Consider the following 21,579-nt stretch of genomic DNA (forward strand, 5'->3'; position numbering starts at 1 on the left):
CCGTGCCGTTCGCGGCGGTGGGGGTGGTCGTGTGCGCGTCCTCGGGGGCCGCCGCGGTGTTCCCGGGGAGCGCGGCGGTGCGGGAGACGGGGGTGCCGTCCATGGCCTGGTTGGCCAGGCGGTCGGCGTGGGTGTTGTCGGCGCGGGGAATCCAGGTGAAGGTGACCGACCGGAAGCCGCGGGTGAGGGCGCGGGCCTCGTCGGCCAGTGGGCGCATCGCCGGGTGCTTGACCTTCCAGCGGCCGGACATCTGCTCGACCACCAGCTTCGAGTCCATCCGGACCTCGACGGCGCCCGCGCCGAGGTTGGCCGCGGCGCGCAGGCCCGCGATGAGGCCGCGGTACTCGGCCACGTTGTTGGTGGCCACCCCGATCGCCTCGGCGCGCTCGGCCAGGACGGTGCCGCCGGGGCCGAAGACCACCGCGCCGTAGCCCGCGGGCCCCGGGTTGCCCCGGGACCCGCCGTCGGCCTCCACGCTGACGCGCACCGGTTCCCCCACCGGCTACACGCCCGACTCGGCGGTGCGGACGAGGATCACACCGCACTCCTCGTGCTCGACGACCTCGTCGGCGGGCGACTCCTTGATCAGTGACAGCTCGCGGCGGTCGATCTCGAGCTGGCAGGAGCCGCAGCGGCGGGCCCGCAGCAGGGCCGCGCCGATGCCGCGGGCGGCGCGCTTGCGCTCGTAGAGGGCCAGCAGCCCCGGCGGGATGCCGGGCACGACCTTGGCCCGCTCGGCGTCGCGGCGGGCCTGGTTGGTGTCCAGGTCGGCCAGGTTCTCGTCGCGGCGGGCGGTGACCTCGGCCAGCCGCTGCTCGGCCTCGGCCAGTGCGACCCCCGCGTGCTGGGCGTCCATCCCGATGGCCTCGCGGCGCTCCATCAGCTCGAGCAGGTCGTCCTCGAGGACCGACCGGCGGCGCTTGAGGGTGGCCAGCTCGTGCTCCACGTCGGTGAGCGCCTTGCTGTTGAGGGTGCCGCCCGCCATCAGCTTGCGGTCGCGCTCCTCGCGGGCGCGCACGGCGTCGATCTCCTTCTCCTGCCTGGCGACCTCGCGGTCGAGGTCGTCGAGCTGGGTCTGCACGCCGACGCGCGCGTCGGCGCGGGCGCGCACGGCCTGCTCGGCCGCGGTGATCTCGGCCAGCTCCGGCATGGACGTGCGCCGGTGGTGCACGCGGCCGAGTTCGGCGTCGACCTCGGCGAGGTCGAGCAGTCTGCGCTGGGCGGCGGGATCGGCTTTCACCCGGTGGACCTCCCGGTCGGGGTAGGGGCGCCTGCGGCCTGAACGGTCCAGGGATCGGTGCGGCGCGTGGAGACGGTGGTGACGACCGTACCGCCGAGCGCGGTGCGCAGGACGCCCGCCGCCTGCTCGCACCACGGCCACTCGCTGGCCCAGTGCGCCACGTCGACCAGGGCGGGCCCCGCCCCGGCCGCCAGGTGCTCGCCCGCGGGGTGGTGGCGCAGGTCGGCGGTGACGTACGCGTCGACCCCGGCGGCGGTCGCGGCGGCGAGGTAGGAGTCGCCCGCGCCGCCGGAGACGGCCACCCGACGCACCGGCCGGTCGGGGTCGCCCGCGCCCCGCACGCCGCCCGCGGTGGCGGGCAGCGCCCGCGCGACCCGCTCGACGAACGCGGCGAACGGCTCGGCCGCCGCCAGCTCGCCGACGCGGCCGATGCCGGTGCGCCCGTCGGCGTTGGCGCTCAGCGGCCCGGTGACGGTGAGCCCGAGGGCGTGCGCGAGCGCGTCGGAGACCCCGGGGTCGGCGGAGTCGGCGTTGGTGTGCGCGCAGAACAGGGCGACGCCCGCGCGCACCATCCGGTGCACGAGCCTGCCCTTGGGCGTGTCGGCGCCCACCCCGTGCACGCCCTTGAGCAGCAGCGGGTGGTGGGCGACGAGGAGCTGCGCGCCCAGCTCCACCGCCTCGTCCACAGTGGACTCGACCGGGTCGACGCAGACCAGCGCGCGGGTCAGCTCCTGCGCCGGGTCGCCGCAGACGAGCCCGACCGCGTCCCACCCCTCGGCCAGCGCGGGCGGGTAGGCCGCCTCCAGCGCGGTGATGGCGTCGGCGACCGTGGTCACAGCAGTACCTCCTGGTGGGCGCGGACGGCGGCGAGCAGCGGCGCGCACTCGGCGGGCGCGCGCACCGCGACCCGGACGTGGTCGGGTCCGAGCCCGGGAAAGGTGTCGCCCCGGCGTACCGCGATCCCGGCGGCCCGCAGCGCGGCCCGCAGCCCCACCGGGACCGTCAGCAGCAGGAACGGCCCGGCGGCGGGCCCGTGCACGGTGATGCCGGGGATCTCCCCCAGCGCCCGCTCCAACTGCCGCCGGTGGGTGGCGACCACCGCGGCGTCGCGCTGCGCCTCGGCCACCGCGTGCGGCTCGGAGCAGGCCGCGACCGCCTCCAGGACGAGGGTGCCCACCGGCCACTGTGGACGGCCGTGGGTCAGCCGGGCGAGCAGACCGGGCGGCCCGAGCGCGTACCCGGCGCGCAGGCCGGGCAGCGCCCAGGTCTTGGTGAGGCTGCGGAAGACCAGGACACCCGGCTCACCGGTGAGCGTCTCGGGCTCGCCGGGGACCGCGTCCATGAACGCCTCGTCCACCAGCAGCACCCGCCCCGGCCGGGCCAGGGAGGCGAGGGTGCGGGCGGGGTGCAGGGTCGAGGTCGGGTTGGTCGGGTTGCCCACCACGACCAGGTCGGCCTCCTCGGGGACGCGCTCGGGGTGCAGGGCGTACCCGTCGGCGGGGTCGAGCAGGACGTGGTGGACGGGGACACCGGCGTCGCGCAGGGCCACCTCGGGCTCGGTGAAGGAGGGGTGCACGAGCGCGGCCAGGCGGGGGCGCAGGTTCGGCAGCAGCGCGAACCCCTCGGCGGACCCGTTGAGGACGACCACCTCGTCGGCGGCGCGGCCGTGCCGGTCGGCCACCGCCCGCCGGGCCGCGCGGTCGTCGGCCGCGGAGGGGTAGGTGCCGATCCGGTCGAGCGCCCCCACCAACCGCGCCCGCAACCACCCGGGCGGCCCGCTGCCGCGCACGTTCACGGCGAAGTCGAGCAACCCGGGCTCGGCGTCCACGTCCCCGTGGTGCCGCAACCCACCTGTCCCATCCACGCCCGCGAGTCTAGGGCGGAGCCCCGATCGGTGCGCCCGTCTGTCCACAGGCCGCCGTCACGCCTTCTTGAACACCGAGCACCCGGAGATCTCGATCAGCCCGCCCGCCTCGGTGGTGCCGGTCACCGGCCTGGGCCGGATCTTCGTCGAGGGCGGCGGGACTCGCGTGCCCGGGGGCACGGCGATCCTGCCGAGCCGGGCTCCCGCACTCGCCGCTCCGATTCCACCTGCGATCCCGGTGGTGCCGTGGTGAACGGGTGAACCGGTTGGGAGACTGGTTGGGTGACCCACCAGCCCCTGCACATCAGCTTCGTCTGCACCGGGAACATCTGCCGCTCCCCCATGGCCGCGCTGGTCTTCGCCGAGCACGTGCGGCGGGCGGGGCTGGCCGGGCGGGTGCGGGTGAGCAGTGCCGGGACCGGGGACTGGCACGTCGGCGACGGGGCGGACCCGCGGACGGTGCGGGTGCTGGTCGGCGGGGGTTACCCGGGGGAGCACGTGGCGGCCGTGGTCGGGGACGAACACCTCGGCGCCGACCTGCTGGTGGCGATGGACTCCGGGCACGCGCGGGCGCTGCGGCGGCTGGTTCCCGACCCGGAGCGGGTGGTGCTGATGCGCGACTTCGACCCGGGCGCCGGGAGTGACCGGGACGTGCCGGACCCGTACTACGGCGGGGACGACGGGTTCGACGAGGTGCTGGCGATGGTGGAGGCGGCGGTGCCCGGCCTGCTGGCGTGGGTCCGGGAGCGGTTGTGACCGGGGGCCGCGCGGAGGGGCCCGCGGGTGGGGTCGCGGCGGGGGCGGTCGAGGAGCTGGTGGGCGTCGGGGTCACCGGGGTGCACGGGATCGGGGCGTCGGTGTTCGAGGTGGACCTCGACGGCGGTGGGGTGGTGGTGGCGAAGTTCCACGCGGCGGAGGGGAAGGCCGGGGTGGAGGCGCACGGGCTGCGGTGGCTGGCCGAGCCGGGGGCGGTGGCGGTCCCGGAGGTGCGCGGGGTGGACGGGCACTGGCTGGTGATCGACCAGGTGGAGCCGGGCGCCCCCTCGGCCGCGGCGGCGGCGGAGCTGGGGCGGGGGCTGGCCCGGTTGCACGCGGCCGGGGCGGGGGCGTTCGGGGAGGGACCCCGGGAGTCGTGGATCGGGAACCTGCCGATGGCGTGCGTGGTCGGGCAGCGGTGGCCGGAGTGGTTCGCCGAGCACCGCATCCGGCCGTACCTGCGGCTGGCGGTCGACCGGCGGGCCCTCAGCCCGGCGCAGGCGGCCCCGGTGGAGGCGGTCTGCGCGCGGATCGAGGAGGTGGCCGGGCCCGCCGAGCCGCCCGCGCGGCTGCACGGGGACCTGTGGAACGGGAACGTGCTCTGGGACCGGCACGACCGCCCCTGGCTGATCGACCCGGCCGCGCACGGCGGGCACCGCGAGTCCGACCTGGCGATGCTGGCGCTGTTCGGTTGCCCACACCTCGACCGCGTCCTCGCCGCCTACGACGAGGCGGCCCCGCTGGCCGCGGGGTGGCGCGACCGGGTGGCGTTGCACCAGCTCTTCCCGCTGCTCGTGCACGTCGTGCTGTTCGGGGCCGGGTACGCCGGGCAGACCGCGGCGGCGGCCCGGCGGGTCCTGGCGACCTGACCTCGCGGGAACCCCGCACCGCACCCTGGCATACCGTGGTGGGGTGCGGTTGAGGTTGCTGCTGCGCCCAGGGTGGCTGCTGTTGGCTTTCGTCGTGGTCGTGTTCGCCGCGGCGTGCTTCACGCTGCTCGCACCCTGGCAGTTCGAGCGCAACGCCGAGCGGGAGGCGACCAACGCCGCCCTGGAATCCTCGACCGGGGCCGACCCCGCCCCCCTCGACGACGTGCTGCCCGCCGGGGCGGCGCCCGGTCCGGCGACCGAGTGGCGGCGGGTGACCCTGCGCGGGCAGTACCTCACCGACGCCGAAGCGGTGGCGCGGCTGCGCACCGTGCAGGGCAACGCCGCGTTCGAGGTGCTCACCCCGTTCCGCCTGCCCGACGGCTCCGCCGTGCTGGTCGACCGCGGGTACGTCCGCCCGGTCGGCGGCATCCGCGTCCCCGGGTTCGCCCCCGCGCCCGAGGGCACCGTGGACCTGGTGGCCCGGGTGCGGGTCGACGAGCGGGACCCGCAGGGCAGGCCCGCCTTCGAGGACGCCACCACCGACGGGCACCGGCAGGTCTACGCCGTGGACTCCCGCGCGGTCGCCGACGCGGCCGGGCTGGCGCTGCGACCCGGGTACCTGCAGCTCGAGGACGGGTCACCCGGGGTGCTGTCGGCGCTGCCGCTGCCGCTGATGGAGGCGGGGCCGTTCTTCTCGTACGCGCTGCAGTGGATCGCGTTCGGGGTGATGGCGCTGCTGGGGCTGTTCTACTTCACGTGGCGGGAGGTCAAGCCCGGTGGGGCGTTGGCCGAGCCCCGGCCGCGCAGGCTGTCGGTGGCCGAGCAACTGGCTGAGGACGAGTACAGCCGGGCTTAGGCGGCGCGGTGTTTCCCGAACCGCCCCAGCTCCTCGAAGCCCGGTTGTTTGTGGGTGGTGCCCGGCTGGGTGGATGTGTTTGGCCGGGGCCCCTATGGCGATCATGTGCTCCAGTGCGTCAGGTGGGGCTGAAAAGATGCCCCACCGCCCAGGCAGGCTGTCACATGATCGCCACCCCCGGCCAAACACATCCACCCACCCGGGCAGTCCGCTCGCCAGGCCGGCGGTTTGTGGAGTGGTCGGCTGGACAAGCGCATCCGCCCACGCGGGCATTCGCTTGCCGGGCCGGTGGTTTGTCGGGGGTGGTCGGCTGGCCGAGCACATCCACGCCGGGCAGTGGCACGGCCGGGCCGCCGGGTGGGGGGCCGGCTTTGCGGGCAGGCCCTGGGCCTACCGGTCGCGGGCGAGCAGGGCCACCGCGGCCGCCAGGGCGGCGGTGAGCACGCCGACCACCCGGGAGAGTTCGACGGCCCTGGTCACGTGGCCCGCGTCGGGCATCCGGCCGTCGCCGAGGACCGGGCGGTCCTCGACCCCGTACGGGTAGACGGTGCGCCCGCCGAGGCGGACCTCCAGGGCGCCCGCGAAAGCGGCTTCGACCCGGCCCGCGTTGGGGCTGGGGTGCGCGTCGGCGTCGCGCTGCCAGGCCAGCCAGGCGCCGCGCCGGTTGCCGCCGACGACCGGGGCGCCCGCGACGGTGAGGGCGGCGGCGAGCCGGGCGGGCAGCAGGTTGACCAGGTCGTCGAGGCGGGCGGCGGCCCAGCCGAAGTTCCGGTACCGCGGCGAGCGGTGCCCGACCATGGCGTCCATGGTGTTGACCGCGCGGTAGCCCAGCAGGCCGGGCACCCCGGCCAGCGCGCCCCAGACCAGCGGGGCGACCACGGCGTCGGAGGTGTTCTCGGCGACGGACTCCACGGTGGCGCGGGCCATCGCCGGGGCGTCGAGGGTGCGCGGGTCGCGGCCGCACAGGTGCGGCAGCCGGGCCCTGGCGTCCTCGACCTCACCGGCGTCGAGGTGCTTGCCGATCAGCGCGCCCTCGGTGGCCAGCGACTTGCCGCCGAGCACCACCCAGGTGGCCAGGGCGGTGGTGGCGACCCGGGTGAGCGGCCTGCCTCGGCCCGCGCGCTCGGCGAGGGCGCCGAGGCCGACAGCGCCGCCTGCGAGCACGGCGGTGTAGACCACGCCGGGGGCGGTCGCGTCGCGGTGCAGGACCCGCTCCAGGCGCTGGGCGGCGCCGCCGAACCCGGCGACCGGGTGCAGCCTGCGCGGGTCGCCGAGGGCGACGTCGGCGGCGAAGCCGAGCAGCAGGCCGAGCGCGCGGGCCGCGGACACGGTGGCTCCCCTCCCGGCTGAGGTCTTCCGGTGCTGTGGTCTCCGGGACCTCGGGTCCCCAGGCTGTGGTCCCGGTGGCGCGGTGGTCCCCCGGGCAGGCGAAACCGTATCGCGGGAGCCCGCCCGGCCCGCGCGGGTGTCGGTGCCTGCGGCTATCGTGGCCCGCCGTGGAGGCAGACCAGGAGACCCGACCGGGCGCCGACGCCCAGCGCAGGCTCCAGCTCTACGCCTACCTGCAACCCCGCGAGCACCACCGGACCTACCTGGCCATCATGCGGCTGTTCACCTCGACGCTGCTGGCCGACCTGTCCGCGGGCGAGGTGTCCTCGGCGCTGGCGGCGGCCGAGCGCGACGGGTCGATCGACGTCGGCGAGTCGCACGTCGACGTGGTGATCCCCCGGCTGCGCCAGCTCGTCGAGTGGGGCAACCTGGTGCACGGCCGCCGGGAGACGATCGCGTCGAGCATCGCCGAGTTCCTGCAGGGCTCGATGCGCTACCAGGTGGGCAAGCTGGCGGTGCGGGTGCAGCGCGACGTGGACGAGCTGCTGCGGGTGCCCGAGGGGGCGCGCGAGGTGTCCCGGGAGCTGCTGCCCGCGATCGAGCGCGGCCTCGGCGAGCTGGGCGAGGCGTTGGCGACGGCGATCGCCCGTTCCGACCGCGACCCGGGTTCGCTGCCCGCCCGCCGCGCCCGCGAGCAGCTCGCCGAGCGGGTGACCACGCTGTTCCTGCAGCACGCGGAGCTGGCCGCCACGGTCCGCGACTTCTACGCCTACCTCGGTCAGGTCCTGACCCGCCACCACCTGGCGCCCGAGGAGATCTCCGGCTTCCGCAACCTGCTGGTGGAGTACATCCAGCTCGTCGTGGAGGACGTCCTGCGGCACACCCCGACGATCGCGGCGGCGCTGGCCGGGCTGGCCCCGCACCGGGCGCGGCTGCTGGCTCTGCTGCGGCCCGCCGAGCAGTTGGGCGCGGCCGTGGAGCGCACCCGCGGTCGCGGCGAGGCCGACTGGCAGGAGCTGGCGGACTGGTTCGCCGACCGGCCTGGCAACCCCAGCCAGGTCACCGCGCTGCGCGACGCCACCACCCGGGCCATCGGCGCGCTGCTGGCCACCGTGCGCCGGGCCACCACCGGCGGCGGGCTGCTGCCGAGCAGGCGCGCGGAGCTGGTGCGGCTGGCGGGCTGGTTCGACCGGGCCACCCCGGACGAGGCGCACGCCCTGTACGCGGGGGCGTTCGGCCTGCACTCGGCGCGCAACCTGCTGCCCGCCCCGGAGCACGACGGCGACGACGAGCACACCCCGTGGGCCGATGGCCCGGCGGTGGACGTGTCGGTCAGCGTGCGCGGCCGGGGTGACCGGGGGGCGCGCGGGCGCACCTCGCGGATCATGGACGACCCGATCACCGAGCAGGGCCTGCTCGCCGCGGCCCGCGCGGCCGACGAGCGCCGCGAGGCCGCCGCCGCCGAGCTGGCCGCCGCGGCGGCGCACGCCGACGGCATCGACAGCGCCGTGCTGTCCGCGCCCGCGCTGCGCGCCCTGTGCGAGCTGCTGACCCTGGCCATGGCCCAGCGCGAGGGCGCCGCCGACCCGGGCAGCGCCACCGACCAGGTGCGCGGGCTGACCCTGCGGCTGATCCCGGCGCAGGGGCGCACCACGAACATCCGCAGCGAGTCGGGCACGTTGACCCTGCGCGACACCGCCGTCGACATCGCCCGCGTCCAGACCGCCAGGGCGGTCCGCGATGCGCGCTGACACCCGCTCCCGCGTCCCCGCCGCGCTCGCCGAGCTGTCGGACATCGACGCCGCGAACGTGGCCCGCTGCGCGAAGGTGCTGCTGCGCCACCCGCTGCTGCGCGTCGGCGGCCCGGACGGCGACCTGCTGCCGCTGGTCTACCGGCACCGGGTGACGCTGCAGGAGATGTTCGCCGCGCTGCTGGGCTACCGGCTGGTGGTCGAGCGCCGCTTCGCCCGCCTGCACAAGGTCGGCGCGGGCGACGACCCGACCCGCGGCGAGGCGGGCCTGACCCCGCGCGCCTACGCCCACCTCTGCCTGACCATGGCCGCGCTGACCGGGGTGGGCAGGCAGGTCCTGCTGTCGCGGCTGGTGGCCGACATCCGCTCCACGGCGGCGGAGGCGGGCATCGACCTGGTCGACGACCTGGCCGACCGGCGCGCGCTGACCGCGGCGCTGCGGCACCTGATCGGCCTGGGCGTGATCACCGAGACCGACGGCTCGGTGGCGGGCCTGGTCGGCGAGTCCGGCGCCGAGGCGCTGATCACCATCCACACCGACCTGCTGGGCCAGTTGCTCTCGGGCACCTCGGACGCGCCCAGCGCCGCCGCCCTCATCGCCTCCGGGTCCGGGGCGGGCGTCGAGCACTCGGTGCGGCGCAAGCTGGTGGAGAACCCGGTCACCCTGCACAGCGACCTGTCCGCCGAGGAGGCCGACTGGCTGCGCAGGGGGCAGCGGCGGGAGTCGGTGCTGCTGGAGCGCTGCTTCGGCCTGGTCACCGAGATCCGCGCGGAGGGGGTGGCGGTGACCGACCCGGAGGAGTACCTGACCGACGTCGTGTTCCCGTCCACCGGCACGGTCGCCCGGATCACCCTGCTGGCGCTGCCGGAACTGCTGGCCACCGAGGCCGCGCCCCGCCCGGACGGGCGGGTCCCGGTGACCACGCGGGACGTCCGCGAGACGTGCGTGCGGTTGATCGAGGACTACCCGGCGGCGTGGTCGCGGCAGGCCACCGACAACGTCGACGACCTGGTGGACGCCGTGCTCGACCTGCTGCTGCGGCTGACGCTGATCGCCGAGTCCCCCGAGGGCTGGCTGTTGAGCCCGGCCGCGCACCGGTGGTTGCCGCTGCCCGATGACACTCCCGCCACCCGGGCCACCCCGGGCCGGTCCGCTGTGCCCGAGGCCCCCGAACCCGGCTGGTCGCTGTTCGACGAGGAAGGATCTCCGTGACAACCCCCGAGGCGGGATTCGGCCGCTGGCGGCTGCACCGCGGTGGCATCGTCAACATCTGGCAGTACCGCGAGCAGACCTTCGACTTCTCCGGCGGCCGGGCGATCTTCCAGGGCACCAACGGCTCGGGCAAGTCGCGCACGCTGGAGCTGCTGCTGCCGCTGTGCCTCGACGGCGACCTGCGCCACCTCGGTTCCAAGGGCGCGGGCACGGTGTCCATCCGCCGGTTGATGCTCGACGACTACGACGGCGGCCCGAACCGGATCGGCTACGCCTGGGTCGAGCTGCACCGCACCACCCCCACCGGCGGTGACGACTACCTGACCTGCGGCATCGGGGTGAAGGCGTCGGCCACCTCGCAGCAGATCAGCGACTCGTGGCGGTTCATCACCCCGTCGCGGGTGGGCACCCACTTCGCCCTGGCCTCGGCCGACCGGGTCCCACTGGGCCCGGCCGCGCTGCGCGAGGTGCTCGGCGCCGACCGGGTGCACGACGAGGCCGCGTTCCGGGCGAAGGTCGCCGAGACCGTCTACGGCGTGCCCGCCGCCCGCTACGGCGACCTGCTGCACCTGCAGCGCACCCTGCGCAACCCCGACATCGGGCTGAAGGTGCAGGACGGGCAGCTCGAGCAGATCCTGTCCGACGCGCTGCCGCCGCTGGACGCGGGCGTGGTCGAGCAACTGGCCACCTCGTTCGAGGACTTGGAGTCGATCCGGGAGAACATCGGCAGGCTCAGCTCGGCCGACGCGGCGATGGGCGCCTTCCTCACCGGGTACGCCGGGTACGCGCTGGGCGCCCTGCACGCCTCGGGCACCAGGGCCGACGCCGCGCGGCGCACCCTGGACACCGCGCACGCCGAGATCCGGAAGCTGCGCGCGAAGCTCGACGCCGACACCCGCGCGCACGCCGGGGCCGAGGCGCGCGTGGCGGAGCTGGACGAGCGCGACACCGAGCTGGAGACGAGCATCGACTCGCTCAAGTCGCTGCCCGCCTACCAGGGCCTGCGCGACCTGCGGGACCGGGAGAAGCTGGTCGAGCGCACCCGGGAGGCCGCCGCCGCCGCGCTGGACAACGCCGCCGTGCGGCGCAACCACGCCGACCGCGCGGTGGAGACGGTGCTGACCGTGCTGCGCAGGCTCGGCGGCGACGTCGAGGACGCGGGCGAGCTGGCCCGCACCACCACCGTCAGCCTGGTGGCCGCGGGGCTCGACCCGAGCCTGTGCCCGCCGCTGCCCACCGCCCCGGACCCGGTGCCGCGGCTGGCCACCGACCGGGTGCGCGCCAAGCCGGACCCGGAGGCCGAGCCGCTGGAGATCCAGCGCCGCACCCCGCCGGAGATCGCCCCGGACGTGCTCGCCGACGCGCTGGCCGCCGCCGCGGACAGGGTGGAGGCGATCAGCTCCGAGGTCGGCGGCCGGGCCGCGCTGGCGATGAGCCTGCACGAGCGGGCGCTGCGCCTCGACCGCGACCGCCAGGACCTGGAGAGGTTGCAGGCCAAGGCCCGCGACGCGCAGATCGAGGCGACCGAGGCCGCGGGCAGGCGCAACGAGGCCAGGCAGCGCTTCGCCGGTTCCGCCGAGGTGTGGTGCGAGCGGGCGGCGGCGTGGGCCAAGGCCGGGCCGTTCGCCGACGACCACGCCCCGCGCCCGCCGCAGCCGCCGACCGCCGCGGACGTGCTGGCCGCCGCCGACGCGACCCGCGCCGCCCGCGACACCGCCCGCGCCTGGGCCGCCCCGCACCTGGCCGGGCTGCGGCAGCGGGTGGTGGCGGCCCGGCAGGTGGTCGACGACCTGGTGCGGCGCATCCAGTCGACCGAGGCGCGGTTGATCGAGCTGCGCAACGGCGTCGACGCCACGCCCCCGGCCCCGCCGTACGCCTCCGCCGAGCGCGACCCGGCCACCGGCGCCCCGTTCTACCGGCTGGTGGACTTCGCCCCCGGTCTCGACGCCGCCGCGCGGGCCGGGCTGGAGGCGGCGTTGCAGGCCAGCGGTCTGCTCACCGCCTGGGTCACCGCGGACGGCACCGTCGACCCGGGGCTGGCCGACGTGCTCGCGGCGGCCGGTGACGACGTCGCCTCGCCGCTGAGCGGCGCGCTCGTGCCCGCCGTGACCGGCTCCCCGGTGTCCGCCGCCGTGGTCGAGGCGCTGCTGGGGTCGGTGTCGTACGACGCCGACGGCCCCGGGCTCGCGGTGTGGTCGACCGGCCGCTGGCGCGCGGGCGTGCTGCGCGGCGCACTGTCCAAGCCGGACGCCGAGTTCGTCGGCGCCGGTGCCCGCGAGGCCACCCGCGAGCGCACCACCGCCGAGCTGGCCGCCGAGCTGGAGCGGGTGCACGTCGAGCGCGCCACCGCCGAGGCCGAGGCGCGCGAGCGGACCGCGGCGGTGGCGGCGTGGGACGCCCACCTCGACGCGTTCCCCGACGACCGGGAGCTGATCGGCGCCAGGGCCACCGCCGAGCAGGCGCGCGCCCAGGCCGAGGAGTCCGCCCGCAAGGCCGACCGGCGCAAGGGCGAGCACGTGGCCGCCGCGGGCCGGGTCGCGGCGTCGCAGGCCGAGCTGTCCCGGGACGCGGGCGCGGCCGGGCTCACCGCCGACACCGAGGCCCTGCGGCACGCCCAGCGCTCGGCGACCGCCGCCCGCGACGCCGCCGCGACCCTGCGCGACGCCCTGGCCAAGCGGTGCGCGGGCACGGTCCGCGACCTGGTCGAGGCGCTGCACGACCACAACGCCGCCGTCGACGACCGCGCGGCGGCCGAGCGCGTCGCCGACGAGAAGTGCGTGGTGTTCCACCGGGAGGCGGCGGCGCTGTCCGAGCTGACCTCCGCCGTGGGCGGCGAGGCCGAGGAGGTGTCGCGGCAGCTCGCCGAGCTGGAGCGGCGCCGCCGGGCCGGGCGCCAGGAGCTGCCGGAGGCGCGCAAGGCCGCCGGGGAGCTGTCGAACCGGGTGGTGAAGACGCAGACCCTGCTCGACACCCGCGACGGCGAGATCGGCGGCAGGCGGGCGGCGGCCGAGGCGGCGGGCCGCTCGTTCGCCGAGGCCCTGGCCGCGCCCGGGGTGTGGGAGGCCGCGCTCGACGAGCAGCGGCCCGGGTCCGACGTCGAGGCATTCGAACTGCTCGCCGCGGCCGTGGCCGAGAGCAAGCGCTTGCCGGGCGAGGAGAGCGCGCTGACGAAGCTGCAGGGGTTGCAGGCGTCGCTGGCCGGGACGCACAACGTGCTGCCCGAGCGGCACGCGGGCATCCTCACCGTGGTCGTCTCCGGCGAGGAGGGCCCGGCCCCGGTGGCGGTGGCCGCCCGGCGGGTGGCCGACCGGCTCGCCGAGCGGCGCGGGTTCCTCTCCGAGCAGTACCAGGGCATCTTCGCGCTGCACCTGGTGCGCGAGCTGGCCGAGCGGCTTTCCGCGCAGATCACCGTCGCCGAGGACCTGACCCGGCGGATGAACGAGGTGCTCGACTCCGCGCGCTCCAGCCAGGGGGTGCACGTGCGGCTGGACTGGCAGCCCGCGGCCTGGCTCGACGAGCCCACCCAGGAGGCGATCAAGCTGCTGCGGCTGCCGTTCGCCGAGCGCACCGAGGAGCAGGACACCCGGCTCCAGCAGGTCTTCACCGAGCGGATCGAGGCCGAGCGCGACACCGCCACCGGCGGGTTCACCGAGATCCTGGCCCGCGCGCTGGACTACCGCTCCTGGTTCGCCTTCACCGTCCGCGTCCGCGACACCGGCCCGGACGGCAAGCCCCGCTCGCGGCGGCTGCGCCAGCTCTCCTCCGGGGAGACCCGGCTGATCTCCTACGTGACGCTGTTCGCCGCGGCGGCGGCGTTCTACGGGGCGATCTCGGCCGGGGTGGTGGCCTCCGCGCGGCTGGCCCCGCTGCGGCTGGTGCTGCTGGACGAGGCGTTCGAGCGGCTCGACGACCCGACGATCGCCCGGATGCTGGGGCTGCTGGTCGACCTGGACATGGACTGGGTGATCACCTGGCCCAGCGGCTGGGGCGTGTCGGAGAGGATTCCGCGGATGCACATCTACGACGTGCTGCGCCCCAGGTCCGGGCACGGCGTGGCCTGCACGCACACCACCTGGGACGGCTCCGGGATGGACCGGGAGGACCCGTGAGCGACCTGGCGGAGACCTTCGGGCGGCCCGAGTACGCGGTGCTGTGGAAGCAGGCGCGGGCGGCGGTGCAGCGCGGGCAGGTCCGCTTCGGGTTCAAGACCCCGGACGCGGCGTCGGCGGCGGCGGTCTCGGAACTGCTCGGGGTGCCGGTCACCGCCGGGGTGGGGCAGACGTTCCCGGTGGCGGAGCTGCAGGCCCGGCTGCGCGCCGGCGCGTTCCGCTGTGGACTGGACGACGTGCTCGCCGCGGTGCACGGGCGCGAGGTCGTGGCCGGGGAGTCGGGTCCGTCGCGCGACGAGTGGGTCGACGGGCTGCTGCGCGACGCGCTGGCGGGGGCGGGGCTGGGCGACCGGCCGTGGGCCGGGGCGTGGGTGGACCAGGTGCGCCGCTACGCCAAGGTCGCGCCGGAGCGGCTGTCGGGTCCGGCCGAGCGCGCCGCGTCGGTCCTGGCCCGGATCAACCTGGACCCCGCCGCGGTGCCGTCGGTGTGGGTGACGCGCGCGGAGCTGGCCGGGGTGGAGCTGGACCGCGGGCGGAAGGTGGCCGCGCTGGTGCTGCGCGCGGCGGCGCTGGCGCACGGGGTGCCGCTGCCGAAGTCGGCCGCCGAGGAGCGGCGGCTGTGGGAGCGCTGCGGGGTCGCCGCGGACGGGCTGACCTCCACCGTGCTGTGGCGCGGGTCGGTGGTGGCGCTGCGGGACGTGGCCTCGGTGGACGTGGTCACGGCGCGGACGGTGGTGTGGGTGTGCGCGAGCCCGCGCCTGGCGGAGGCCGCGGGCGGCCGGGACGTGGTGTGCGTGTCGGGGCGGCTGGGGATCGCGGCGCGGATGCTGCTGTCGCGGCTGGTCTCGGTGGGCGCCCAGTTCCGGGTGCACGGCGACTTCGACGCCGCGGGCCTGCTGGTCACCGGGCAGGTGCTCGCCCTCACCGACGGCGCGCCGTGGCGGATGGGCGCCGAGGACTACCGGTCCGCGCTGGACTGGGCCCGGGCCGAGGGCCTGGACCTGCCGCCGCTGGGCACCGAACCGGGCCCCACCCCGTGGGACCCCCGGTTGGGTAATGCCCTCCGCGCGGGCTGGGCGGTGCCGGAGGAGATGCTGCTGCACCTGCTGTTACCCGATCTGGTGTAGATTTCCCCACTTCCGTCGGCTACCGGTCGGTCACTGCCCGACTAGCGTCCACCCCATGACTGCAGGCCGATCCCGAGCCGCCACGGCGGGCGTGGCGCTGGCGGCGGGTGCGCTGCTGGCCCTGGCACCGCTGCCGCGGGCGGGTGCGCAACCGTCCGATCCGAACCAGGTCTACCGGGTGCCCGGGGCCGCGGCGCGGTCGACCGAACTGGTGGCCAGCGGCGTCGACCTCCTGGAACGCCGCTCCGGCGACGACCTGTTCGTCCTGGGCACCGACGACGCCACCCGGGTGCGGGGCATGGGCTTCGCGGTCGACGCCGAGGAGCGGGTGGTGGCCCCGGTGTCGGCCCGCGCGGCGGCGCCGGACACCTACTACGGCGGCTACCGGACGGTGGCGGCCCAGTACTCCCACCTGGACGCCGTGGCCGCCGCGCACCCGGACCTGGCCTCGGTGCTCACCTACGGCTCGTCCTGGCTCAAGGAGCGGGGCCGCGGCGGCAACGACCTGAAGGCCATCTGCCTGACCAGGAAGTCCGAGGGCGACTGCGCCCGCGCCGCCACCCCCAAGCCCAAGTTCTTCCTGATCTCGCAGATCCACTCCCGCGAGATCAGCACCGGCGAGGTGTCCTACCGCTGGATCGATCGGCTGGTCGACGCCTACGGCACCGACCCCACCATCACCGCGCTGCTGGACACCACGGAGATGTGGGTCGTCCCGGTCGCCAACCCCGACGGCGTCGACATCGTCGCCTCCGGGGGCGCCTCCCCGATCCTGCAGCGCAAGAACGCCAACGATTCCCACCGCGACTGCGGCGTCGGCCGCACCGGGGTGGACCTCAACCGCAACGCGGGCTCCCACTTCGGCGAGAGCGGCACCTCGAACGACCCGTGCAGCGACGTCTACCTGGGCCCGTCCGCCGACTCGGAGGTCGAGAACTCCGCCCTGGAAGCCCTCATCGCCGACCTGTACCCGGACCGGCGCGAGGACGGCGACGCCACCGCGGCCCCTGACGACACCACGGGCATGTTCATCACCCTGCACGCCGACGCCGCCCAGGTCATCTTCCCGTGGGGCCACGACTCCACCGTCCACACCGGCAACGACGCCGCCCTGCGCGCCTTCGGCGAGGAACTGGGCGGCAAGCTCGGCTACCGGTCCGGCCAGGCGGGCGAAATCCTCTACGACTCCGCGGGCGGCACCGAGGACTGGGTCTACGACAAGCTCGGCGTGGCCGCCTACACCATCGAGGTGGGCGACAGCGACGACCGGGGCTGCGACGGCTTCCTCCCGCCCTACTCCTGCCAGGACGAGTACTACTGGCCCAAGCTCGAACCGGCCCTGGTCATGGCGGCCCGGAAGGCGGCGGCCCCCTACGCCCGACCCTGAGCTCAGAACACCAGGCTCAGCGGCATGATCACCGCCAGCGCCGTCACCGAGATCACCGTCTCCATCAGCGACCACGTGCGGATCGTCTGCCCCACCGACAGCCCGAAGTACTCCTTCACCAGCCAGAACCCGGCGTCGTTCACGTGGGAGAAGAACAGCGACCCGGCGCCCACCGCCAGCGCCACCAGCGCGGCCTGCGCGGGCGGCAGCCCCTCGACCAGCGGCGCGATGATCCCCGCGGCGGAGATCGTGGCCACGGTCGCCGAGCCCGTCGCCAACCGGATGGCGACGGCGACCAGCCACCCCAGCAGGATCGGGGAGAAGTCGGCGTCCTTCGCCAGGCCGGTGATCACGTCCCCCACCCCGGCGTCGACCAGGGTCTGCTTGAACCCGCCCCCGGCCCCCACGATCAGCAGGATGCCCGCGATGGGTGGCAGAGCGGCGGACACGCTGTCGCGCAGCCGGTCCCGGGTGAACCCGGCGGCCCGGCCCAGCGTCACCATCCCCAGCAGGACGGCGGCGAGCAGCGCCACCAGCGGGTCGCCCACGAAGTCCAGCGCCCGCCGGACGGGGTTGGCCGCGTCCAGCAGGATGTCCGAGAGCGCCTTGCCCATCATCAGCACCACCGGCAGCAGCACGGTGGCCAGGGTCGCGGCGAAGCCGGGACGCCGTTCGGAGGCCCCGGTCGACTCCGGCACCAGGTGCCCGGGCGCCTCGGCGGACACCCACCGCGAGGCCAGGCGCCCGAACAGCGGCCCGGCCACGACCACCGTGGGGACGGCGACCAGGAGCCCCAGCCCCAGGGTGATCCCCAGGTCGGCCTTCACCGCGTCCACCGCAGCCAGCGGCCCCGGGTGCGGCGGCACCAGACCGTGCAGCACCGACAGCCCGGCCAGCGCCGGGATGCCCAGCAGCATCAGCGGCTGCCCCGTCCGCTTGGCCACCAGGAGGACGACCGGGATCAGCATGACGAGCCCGATCTCGAAGAACATCGGCAGCCCGATCAGCACCGCCACCAGCGCCATCGCCCACGGCAGCATCGCCCCACTGGCCCGGCCGATGATGGTGTCGACGATCCGGTCGGCCCCGCCCGAGTCGGCGAGCAGCTTGCCCAGCATCGCACCCAGGGCGATGAGCACCCCGACCCCGGCGACCGTGGTCCCGACCCCGCCGCTGAAGCTCTTGATCAGCTTGTCCACCGGCATCCCGGCGATCAGGCCGAGCGCGCCGGACCCGAGGATGAGGGCGAGGAACGGGTGCAGCTTGACCTGGGTGATCAGCACGACGATCAGCGCGATGCCGATCAGCGCGGCGCCGATCAGCCGGGTGTCGGTGCCGGTCCACCCGGCGGCGAGGGTGGTCACGGCCGGGTGCCCCCGCGCAGCGCGGCGAGGGCGGCCTCGACCAGTTCCCCGGGGGTGTGGGCGACGTCGAGCCGGATGCCGCGCTCCTCGGGGGTGAGGGGTTCGAGGTCGGCGAGCTGGGAAGCCAGCAGCGACGGCGGCATGAAGTGCCCGCTGCGGTGGCCGATGCGCTCGGCGAGCAGGTCCGGGGAGCCGTCGAGGTGCAGGAACCACACGTCGGGGGCGGCGGCGCGGAGGGTGTCGCGGTAGCGGCCCTTGAGGGCGGAGCAGGTGACCACCCCGCCGCCGTCGGCGGCGCGGTCGGCGATCCACCCGGCGATGGCGGCCAGCCAGGGCTCCCGGTCAGCGTCGGTGAGCGGGACGCCGGAGGTCATCTTGTCGATGTTGGCCCGCGGGTGGAACTCGTCGGCCTCGGCCAGGGGCACGCCCAGCCTGTCCGCCAGCAGCGACGCGACCGTGGTCTTGCCCGACCCGGAGACGCCCATCACGACCACGACAGTGTGCTCAGTCACGAGCCCAGTCAAACCCAAAGGTAGTACTTGTTCAAGAGAAAGCCGCAGATTGGTCATATGAGTGCGATAGTGCACCCCGTGATCTCAGGACTACCCGCGAAACTGCTCGCCACCCTCGGCACGGCCATCATCAACGGCGACCTGGCGCCGGGCGCGGTCCTGCGCACCGAGGAACTGGAGCGGTCGCACGCCGTCTCGCGGACCGTCGTGCGGGAGACCCTGCGGGTGCTGGAGTCGATGCGGCTGGTCACCAGCAGGCGGCGGGTGGGCATCACGGTGCGACCGCGGGCGGAGTGGAACCTCTACGACCCGATGGTGATCCGCTGGCGGCTGGCCGGGGTGGAGCGCGCGGCCCAGTTGCGCTCGCTGACGGAACTGCGCGCGGCGGTGGAACCGGTGGCCGCGGGCCTGGCCGCCCGCAACGCCACCCCCGAGCAGGCCGGGCAACTGGTGTCGCTGGCGCTGTCGCTGCGCGCGTCGGTGACCGACCTGGAGGCGTTCCTGCGCCACGACATCGCCTTCCACCACCTGGTGCTGCGCATGTCCGGCAACGAGATGTTCACCCAGCTCGCCGAGGTGGTCGGCGAAGTCCTCAGTGGACGCACCCACCACCACCTGATGCCCGCGCGGCCCGAGGCCGAGGCGGTGCGGCTGCACGCGGCGGTGGCCGAGGCGGTGGCCCGCGCGGACCCCGCGGCGGCCGAGGCCGCGATGCGGGCCATCGTGACCCAGGCGGCCGAGGAGATGTCCGCCGCCCTGGGCGGCGCGTGAACCGGGTGGATCAGCCCGGGGATCAGCCCGCCGCAGCCCAGCCGGTGAGCATCCGGGACGCGATCGAGGTGGTCCCCGGCAGGAACAGGCCGTCGAGGGCGCCCCCCGCGGCGAGGGTCGCCCGCACCGTCTCCCGGGAGAACCAGCGTGCCTGCTCGATCTCCCCGTCGGCCGGGACCAGCGGCGCGGTGGGGTCCGCGGTGGCGGTGAAGCCGATCATGATGGACCGGGGGAACGGCCACGGCTGGCTGCCCAGGTAGCGGACGTCGGCCACCCGGACACCCACCTCCTCGGCGACCTCGCGCTCCACGCAGGCCTCCAGGGACTCGCCGGTCTCGACGAACCCCGCCAGGACGGAGAACCGGCCCTCCGGCCAGACGGGCTGGCGGGCCAGCAGGACGTTCTCGCCGTTGACGCCCCGGCCGTCGTGCACCAGGCAGATGACGGCGGGGTCGGTGCGCGGGTACTCCTCCCGCCCGCACCCGGTGCAGTGCGTGGCCCAGCCCGCCGCCACCGCCCGCACCGGGGAGCCGCAGTTGGCGCAGAACCGGGCCCGGGCGTGCCAGTTGGCCAGGCCCGCCGCGGTGGTGAACAGGCCCGCCGAGGCGTCGTCGAGCAGGGCGCCCACGGCCCGCAGGTCGTGCCAGTGCTCACCGGCCTCCGACACCGCCCCGGTCCACAGGCCCCAGGCGTTCGGCGGGGCGACGGCGCCCTCGCGCATGGGCTCGTCCGCCGGGACCGACCAGTAGGAGGTGTCGCCGTCCTGGCCCAGCAGCCGGGCCTCGGCCGGGCGGGTCGCGGACAGCTCCCGCGCCCGCCGCGGCAGCAGGGCGGTGGCGTCCTCGGTGACCGGGGTGCGGCCCAGGTCGTCGACCAGCACGACCAGGCCTGCCTGCCACAGGGCGTCGAGCGCGCCCTCGTCCTTGCGGATCAGCTCGTCCCTGGTGACGGCCGAGCGGGACAGGACGGGGAGCTCGGTGAGCTGGAACGGTTCGGTGGTCATCTCTCGCCTGGGTGGACGGGGTGGGGGCGGTCAGGGGAAGGTGACCCCGCCGAGCTCCCGCAGGGAACCGAGCTTCGCGGCGTCGCCGACGATGACCCCGGTGAACCGGCCGGGCGCGAAGAACTCCGCCGCCGCGGCGGCGACCTCCGCCACGGTGACCGCTTTGAGCCGACCCGGCTGGCCCAGCAGGTACTCCACGCCGAGGCCCAGCATGGCCAGCGCGGCGATCTGCGAGGCCAGGCCGCCCTGCGAGGAGGTGGCGATGAGCAGGGTGCCGATCGCGTACTCGCGGACGGTCTCCAGCTCGGCGGCGTCCGGCGGGGTCGCCACCATCCGCGCCAGCTCGGCCCGGATCTCGCGCAGCGCGCCCCCGGTGACGTCCGAGGCGGTGTCGGTGTCGATCAGCAGCGTCGCGCCGTCCGGGGTGAACTCGGAGTAGGAGCGGGCGTGGTAGGTGTAGCCCTTGTCCTCGCGGATGTTCTCCACCAGCCGGGAGGAGAACATGCCGCCGAAGGCCAGGTTCGCCAGTTGCAGCGCCGGGTAGCGCGGGTCGGTCCGCACGATCGACTGCGCGGAGAGCCGGAACTGCGACTGCACCGCACCGGGCCGGTCGACCAGCAGCAGGTCGCCCGGGGTCAGCTCGGGCAGCGGCGGCAGCACCGCGGCGGACGCCTCGGCGGTCCAGCCCGCGAAGGCGGCCCGCGCGGCGGCGACGGCGGTGTCCGGCTCGACGTCGCCGACGAGCACCAGCACCGAACCGCGCGGCAGCACCGCGGCGCGGTGCAGGGCGCGCACGTCCTCGGCGCTGACCTGCGCCACGTCCTCGGCCTCGGGCATCTCCCTGGTGAACGGGTGGTCGCCGTAGCGGTGCTTCTGCAGCGCCTTGCGGGCGATGACGCTGGGCTGCGACCCGGCGATGCTGATCCGCTCGATCAGCCGGGCCCGCTCCCCCGCCACCTCGTCGTCGCGGTGCACGGCGCCGGTCAGCGCGTCGGCCAGCACCCCCAGCAGCGTGTCGAGGCCGTCGGCCAGGGCGTTGCCGCCGACGGAGAGCACCTCCGGGTCGACCGAGGCGCCCAGCTCACCGCCGACCAGCGCCAGCTCGGTGTCGACGCCGACCCGGTCGCGGGTGGCGGTGCCGGTCAGCAGGGTCGCCGACAGCACCTCGGCGGTGGCCGCGTGCCGGGGCTCCGCGCCCGCGAACGGCACGCGCAGCCGCACCTCCACCATCGGCACCGTGGACTGGCGCACCGCCACGACCCGCAGGCCGTTGTCCAGCACGGTGTCCACGTAGGACAGGTCGGTGGCCGCGCGGTACTCGCCGAGCGGCGGGAGCGGACGCGGTCCCAGCTCGGTGCGCCCGATCTCCTCGGCGGTGCGGCTCACGGGTTTCCTCCTCGGAAGGCAACGGTGGGGCTGGTGCGGGTG

General features: G+C 75.7%; 18 protein-coding genes and 1 pseudogene. 9 read left to right on the top strand and 10 right to left on the bottom strand.

The genetic code is table 11. The features are described 5' to 3' along the window. Positions 1 to 97: 97 nt before the first annotated feature. The 5 genes and pseudogenes from DFQ13_RS34715 to DFQ13_RS35490 all read right to left on the bottom strand — a co-directional run. Positions 98 to 487, bottom strand: a pseudogene (locus tag DFQ13_RS34715) (reverse transcriptase-like protein); the annotation flags it as partial. A 15-nt stretch (positions 488 to 502) separates the two neighbouring features. Beyond that, positions 503 to 1,240, bottom strand: a complete 738-nt coding sequence (locus DFQ13_RS03765) for a zinc ribbon domain-containing protein (protein ID WP_035278845.1) — start codon at positions 1,238 to 1,240, stop codon at positions 503 to 505. Next, positions 1,237 to 2,076, bottom strand: coding sequence for a Nif3-like dinuclear metal center hexameric protein (locus DFQ13_RS03770; protein ID WP_110078856.1), 840 nt, complete (start codon positions 2,074 to 2,076; stop codon positions 1,237 to 1,239). The genes DFQ13_RS03765 and DFQ13_RS03770 overlap by 4 nt, the downstream gene beginning before the upstream one ends. Next, on the bottom strand, positions 2,073 to 3,104 hold the full coding sequence (gene cobC / locus DFQ13_RS03775; protein WP_110078857.1) for an Rv2231c family pyridoxal phosphate-dependent protein CobC: 1,032 nt from the start codon (positions 3,102 to 3,104) through the stop codon (positions 2,073 to 2,075). Before cobC ends, DFQ13_RS03770 begins: the two co-directional genes overlap by 4 nt. Positions 3,105 to 3,161: 57 nt before the next feature. Then, entirely contained in the window at positions 3,162 to 3,284 is a 123-nt protein-coding gene (locus DFQ13_RS35490) for a hypothetical protein (RefSeq protein ID WP_267897633.1), read from the bottom strand. A 102-nt stretch (positions 3,285 to 3,386) separates the two neighbouring features. Here DFQ13_RS35490 and DFQ13_RS03780 point away from each other — a divergent pair, with 102 nt between their 5' ends. The 3 genes from DFQ13_RS03780 to DFQ13_RS03790 are packed head-to-tail and all read left to right on the top strand — an operon-like array spanning position 3,387 to position 5,585. Continuing rightward, positions 3,387 to 3,860, top strand: coding sequence for a low molecular weight protein-tyrosine-phosphatase (locus DFQ13_RS03780; protein WP_267897634.1), 474 nt, complete (start codon positions 3,387 to 3,389; stop codon positions 3,858 to 3,860). After that, positions 3,857 to 4,729, top strand: coding sequence for a fructosamine kinase family protein (locus tag DFQ13_RS03785; RefSeq protein ID WP_110078858.1), 873 nt, complete (start codon positions 3,857 to 3,859; stop codon positions 4,727 to 4,729). The genes DFQ13_RS03780 and DFQ13_RS03785 overlap by 4 nt, the downstream gene beginning before the upstream one ends. Positions 4,730 to 4,772: 43 nt before the next feature. Continuing rightward, positions 4,773 to 5,585, top strand: coding sequence for an SURF1 family cytochrome oxidase biogenesis protein (locus DFQ13_RS03790; protein ID WP_110078859.1), 813 nt, complete (start codon positions 4,773 to 4,775; stop codon positions 5,583 to 5,585). Positions 5,586 to 5,975: 390 nt separating this feature from the next. On the opposite strand, the gene DFQ13_RS03795 is transcribed toward DFQ13_RS03790, so the two are convergent. Further along, positions 5,976 to 6,914, bottom strand: coding sequence for a cobalamin biosynthesis protein (locus DFQ13_RS03795; protein WP_035289301.1), 939 nt, complete (start codon positions 6,912 to 6,914; stop codon positions 5,976 to 5,978). Between the two features lie 167 nt (positions 6,915 to 7,081). Here DFQ13_RS03795 and DFQ13_RS03800 point away from each other — a divergent pair, with 167 nt between their 5' ends. From DFQ13_RS03800 to DFQ13_RS03820, 5 genes are read left to right on the top strand one after another with little or no spacing between them, the layout of a single operon-like run. Further along, the gene (locus DFQ13_RS03800) at positions 7,082 to 8,665 is read left to right on the top strand and encodes a DUF2397 domain-containing protein (protein WP_233438258.1); all 1,584 of its coding nucleotides are present in this window, start codon (positions 7,082 to 7,084) and stop codon (positions 8,663 to 8,665) included. After that, positions 8,655 to 9,878 carry a TIGR02678 family protein gene (locus DFQ13_RS03805; protein WP_110078860.1) on the top strand — a complete coding sequence of 408 codons (1,224 nt, stop codon included), beginning with the start codon at positions 8,655 to 8,657 and terminating at the stop codon, positions 9,876 to 9,878. Before DFQ13_RS03800 ends, DFQ13_RS03805 begins: the two co-directional genes overlap by 11 nt. Next, a complete protein-coding gene (locus DFQ13_RS03810; protein WP_110078861.1) occupies positions 9,875 to 13,987 on the top strand; it encodes a TIGR02680 family protein in 4,113 nt (1,370 codons plus the stop codon). Before DFQ13_RS03805 ends, DFQ13_RS03810 begins: the two co-directional genes overlap by 4 nt. Further along, on the top strand, positions 13,984 to 15,114 hold the full coding sequence (locus DFQ13_RS33570; protein ID WP_181399837.1) for a DUF2399 domain-containing protein: 1,131 nt from the start codon (positions 13,984 to 13,986) through the stop codon (positions 15,112 to 15,114). Before DFQ13_RS03810 ends, DFQ13_RS33570 begins: the two co-directional genes overlap by 4 nt. 55 nt (positions 15,115 to 15,169) lie before the next feature. Further along, positions 15,170 to 16,501, top strand: a complete 1,332-nt coding sequence (locus DFQ13_RS03820; protein WP_110078862.1) for a M14 family zinc carboxypeptidase — start codon at positions 15,170 to 15,172, stop codon at positions 16,499 to 16,501. Between the two features lie 2 nt (positions 16,502 to 16,503). Here the strand turns inward: DFQ13_RS03820 and DFQ13_RS03825 are convergent, their stop codons facing one another. Together DFQ13_RS03825 and DFQ13_RS03830 are read right to left on the bottom strand one after the other, a co-directional pair. Continuing rightward, complete coding sequence (locus DFQ13_RS03825; protein ID WP_035289314.1) at positions 16,504 to 17,865, bottom strand: GntT/GntP/DsdX family permease; 1,362 nt, start codon at positions 17,863 to 17,865, stop codon at positions 16,504 to 16,506. Beyond that, complete coding sequence (locus DFQ13_RS03830; protein ID WP_035289332.1) at positions 17,862 to 18,350, bottom strand: gluconokinase; 489 nt, start codon at positions 18,348 to 18,350, stop codon at positions 17,862 to 17,864. Before DFQ13_RS03830 ends, DFQ13_RS03825 begins: the two co-directional genes overlap by 4 nt. An 84-nt stretch (positions 18,351 to 18,434) precedes the next feature. On the opposite strand from DFQ13_RS03830, the gene DFQ13_RS03835 reads away from it, so the two are divergent. Further along, the gene (locus tag DFQ13_RS03835) at positions 18,435 to 19,148 is read left to right on the top strand and encodes a FadR/GntR family transcriptional regulator (RefSeq protein WP_110078863.1); all 714 of its coding nucleotides are present in this window, start codon (positions 18,435 to 18,437) and stop codon (positions 19,146 to 19,148) included. Between the two features lie 22 nt (positions 19,149 to 19,170). Here DFQ13_RS03835 and nudC read toward each other — a convergent pair whose 3' ends face one another. Both nudC and DFQ13_RS03845 read right to left on the bottom strand, forming a co-directional pair. After that, positions 19,171 to 20,151 carry an NAD(+) diphosphatase gene (gene nudC, locus DFQ13_RS03840; RefSeq protein ID WP_110078864.1) on the bottom strand — a complete coding sequence of 327 codons (981 nt, stop codon included), beginning with the start codon at positions 20,149 to 20,151 and terminating at the stop codon, positions 19,171 to 19,173. Positions 20,152 to 20,181: 30 nt separating this feature from the next. Next, complete coding sequence (locus DFQ13_RS03845; protein WP_110078865.1) at positions 20,182 to 21,537, bottom strand: M16 family metallopeptidase; 1,356 nt, start codon at positions 21,535 to 21,537, stop codon at positions 20,182 to 20,184. Positions 21,538 to 21,579: the final 42 nt, after the last annotated feature.

Source organism: Actinokineospora spheciospongiae, assembly GCF_003182415.1.
Taxonomy (GTDB): Bacteria; Actinomycetota; Actinomycetes; order Mycobacteriales; family Pseudonocardiaceae; genus Actinokineospora; species Actinokineospora spheciospongiae.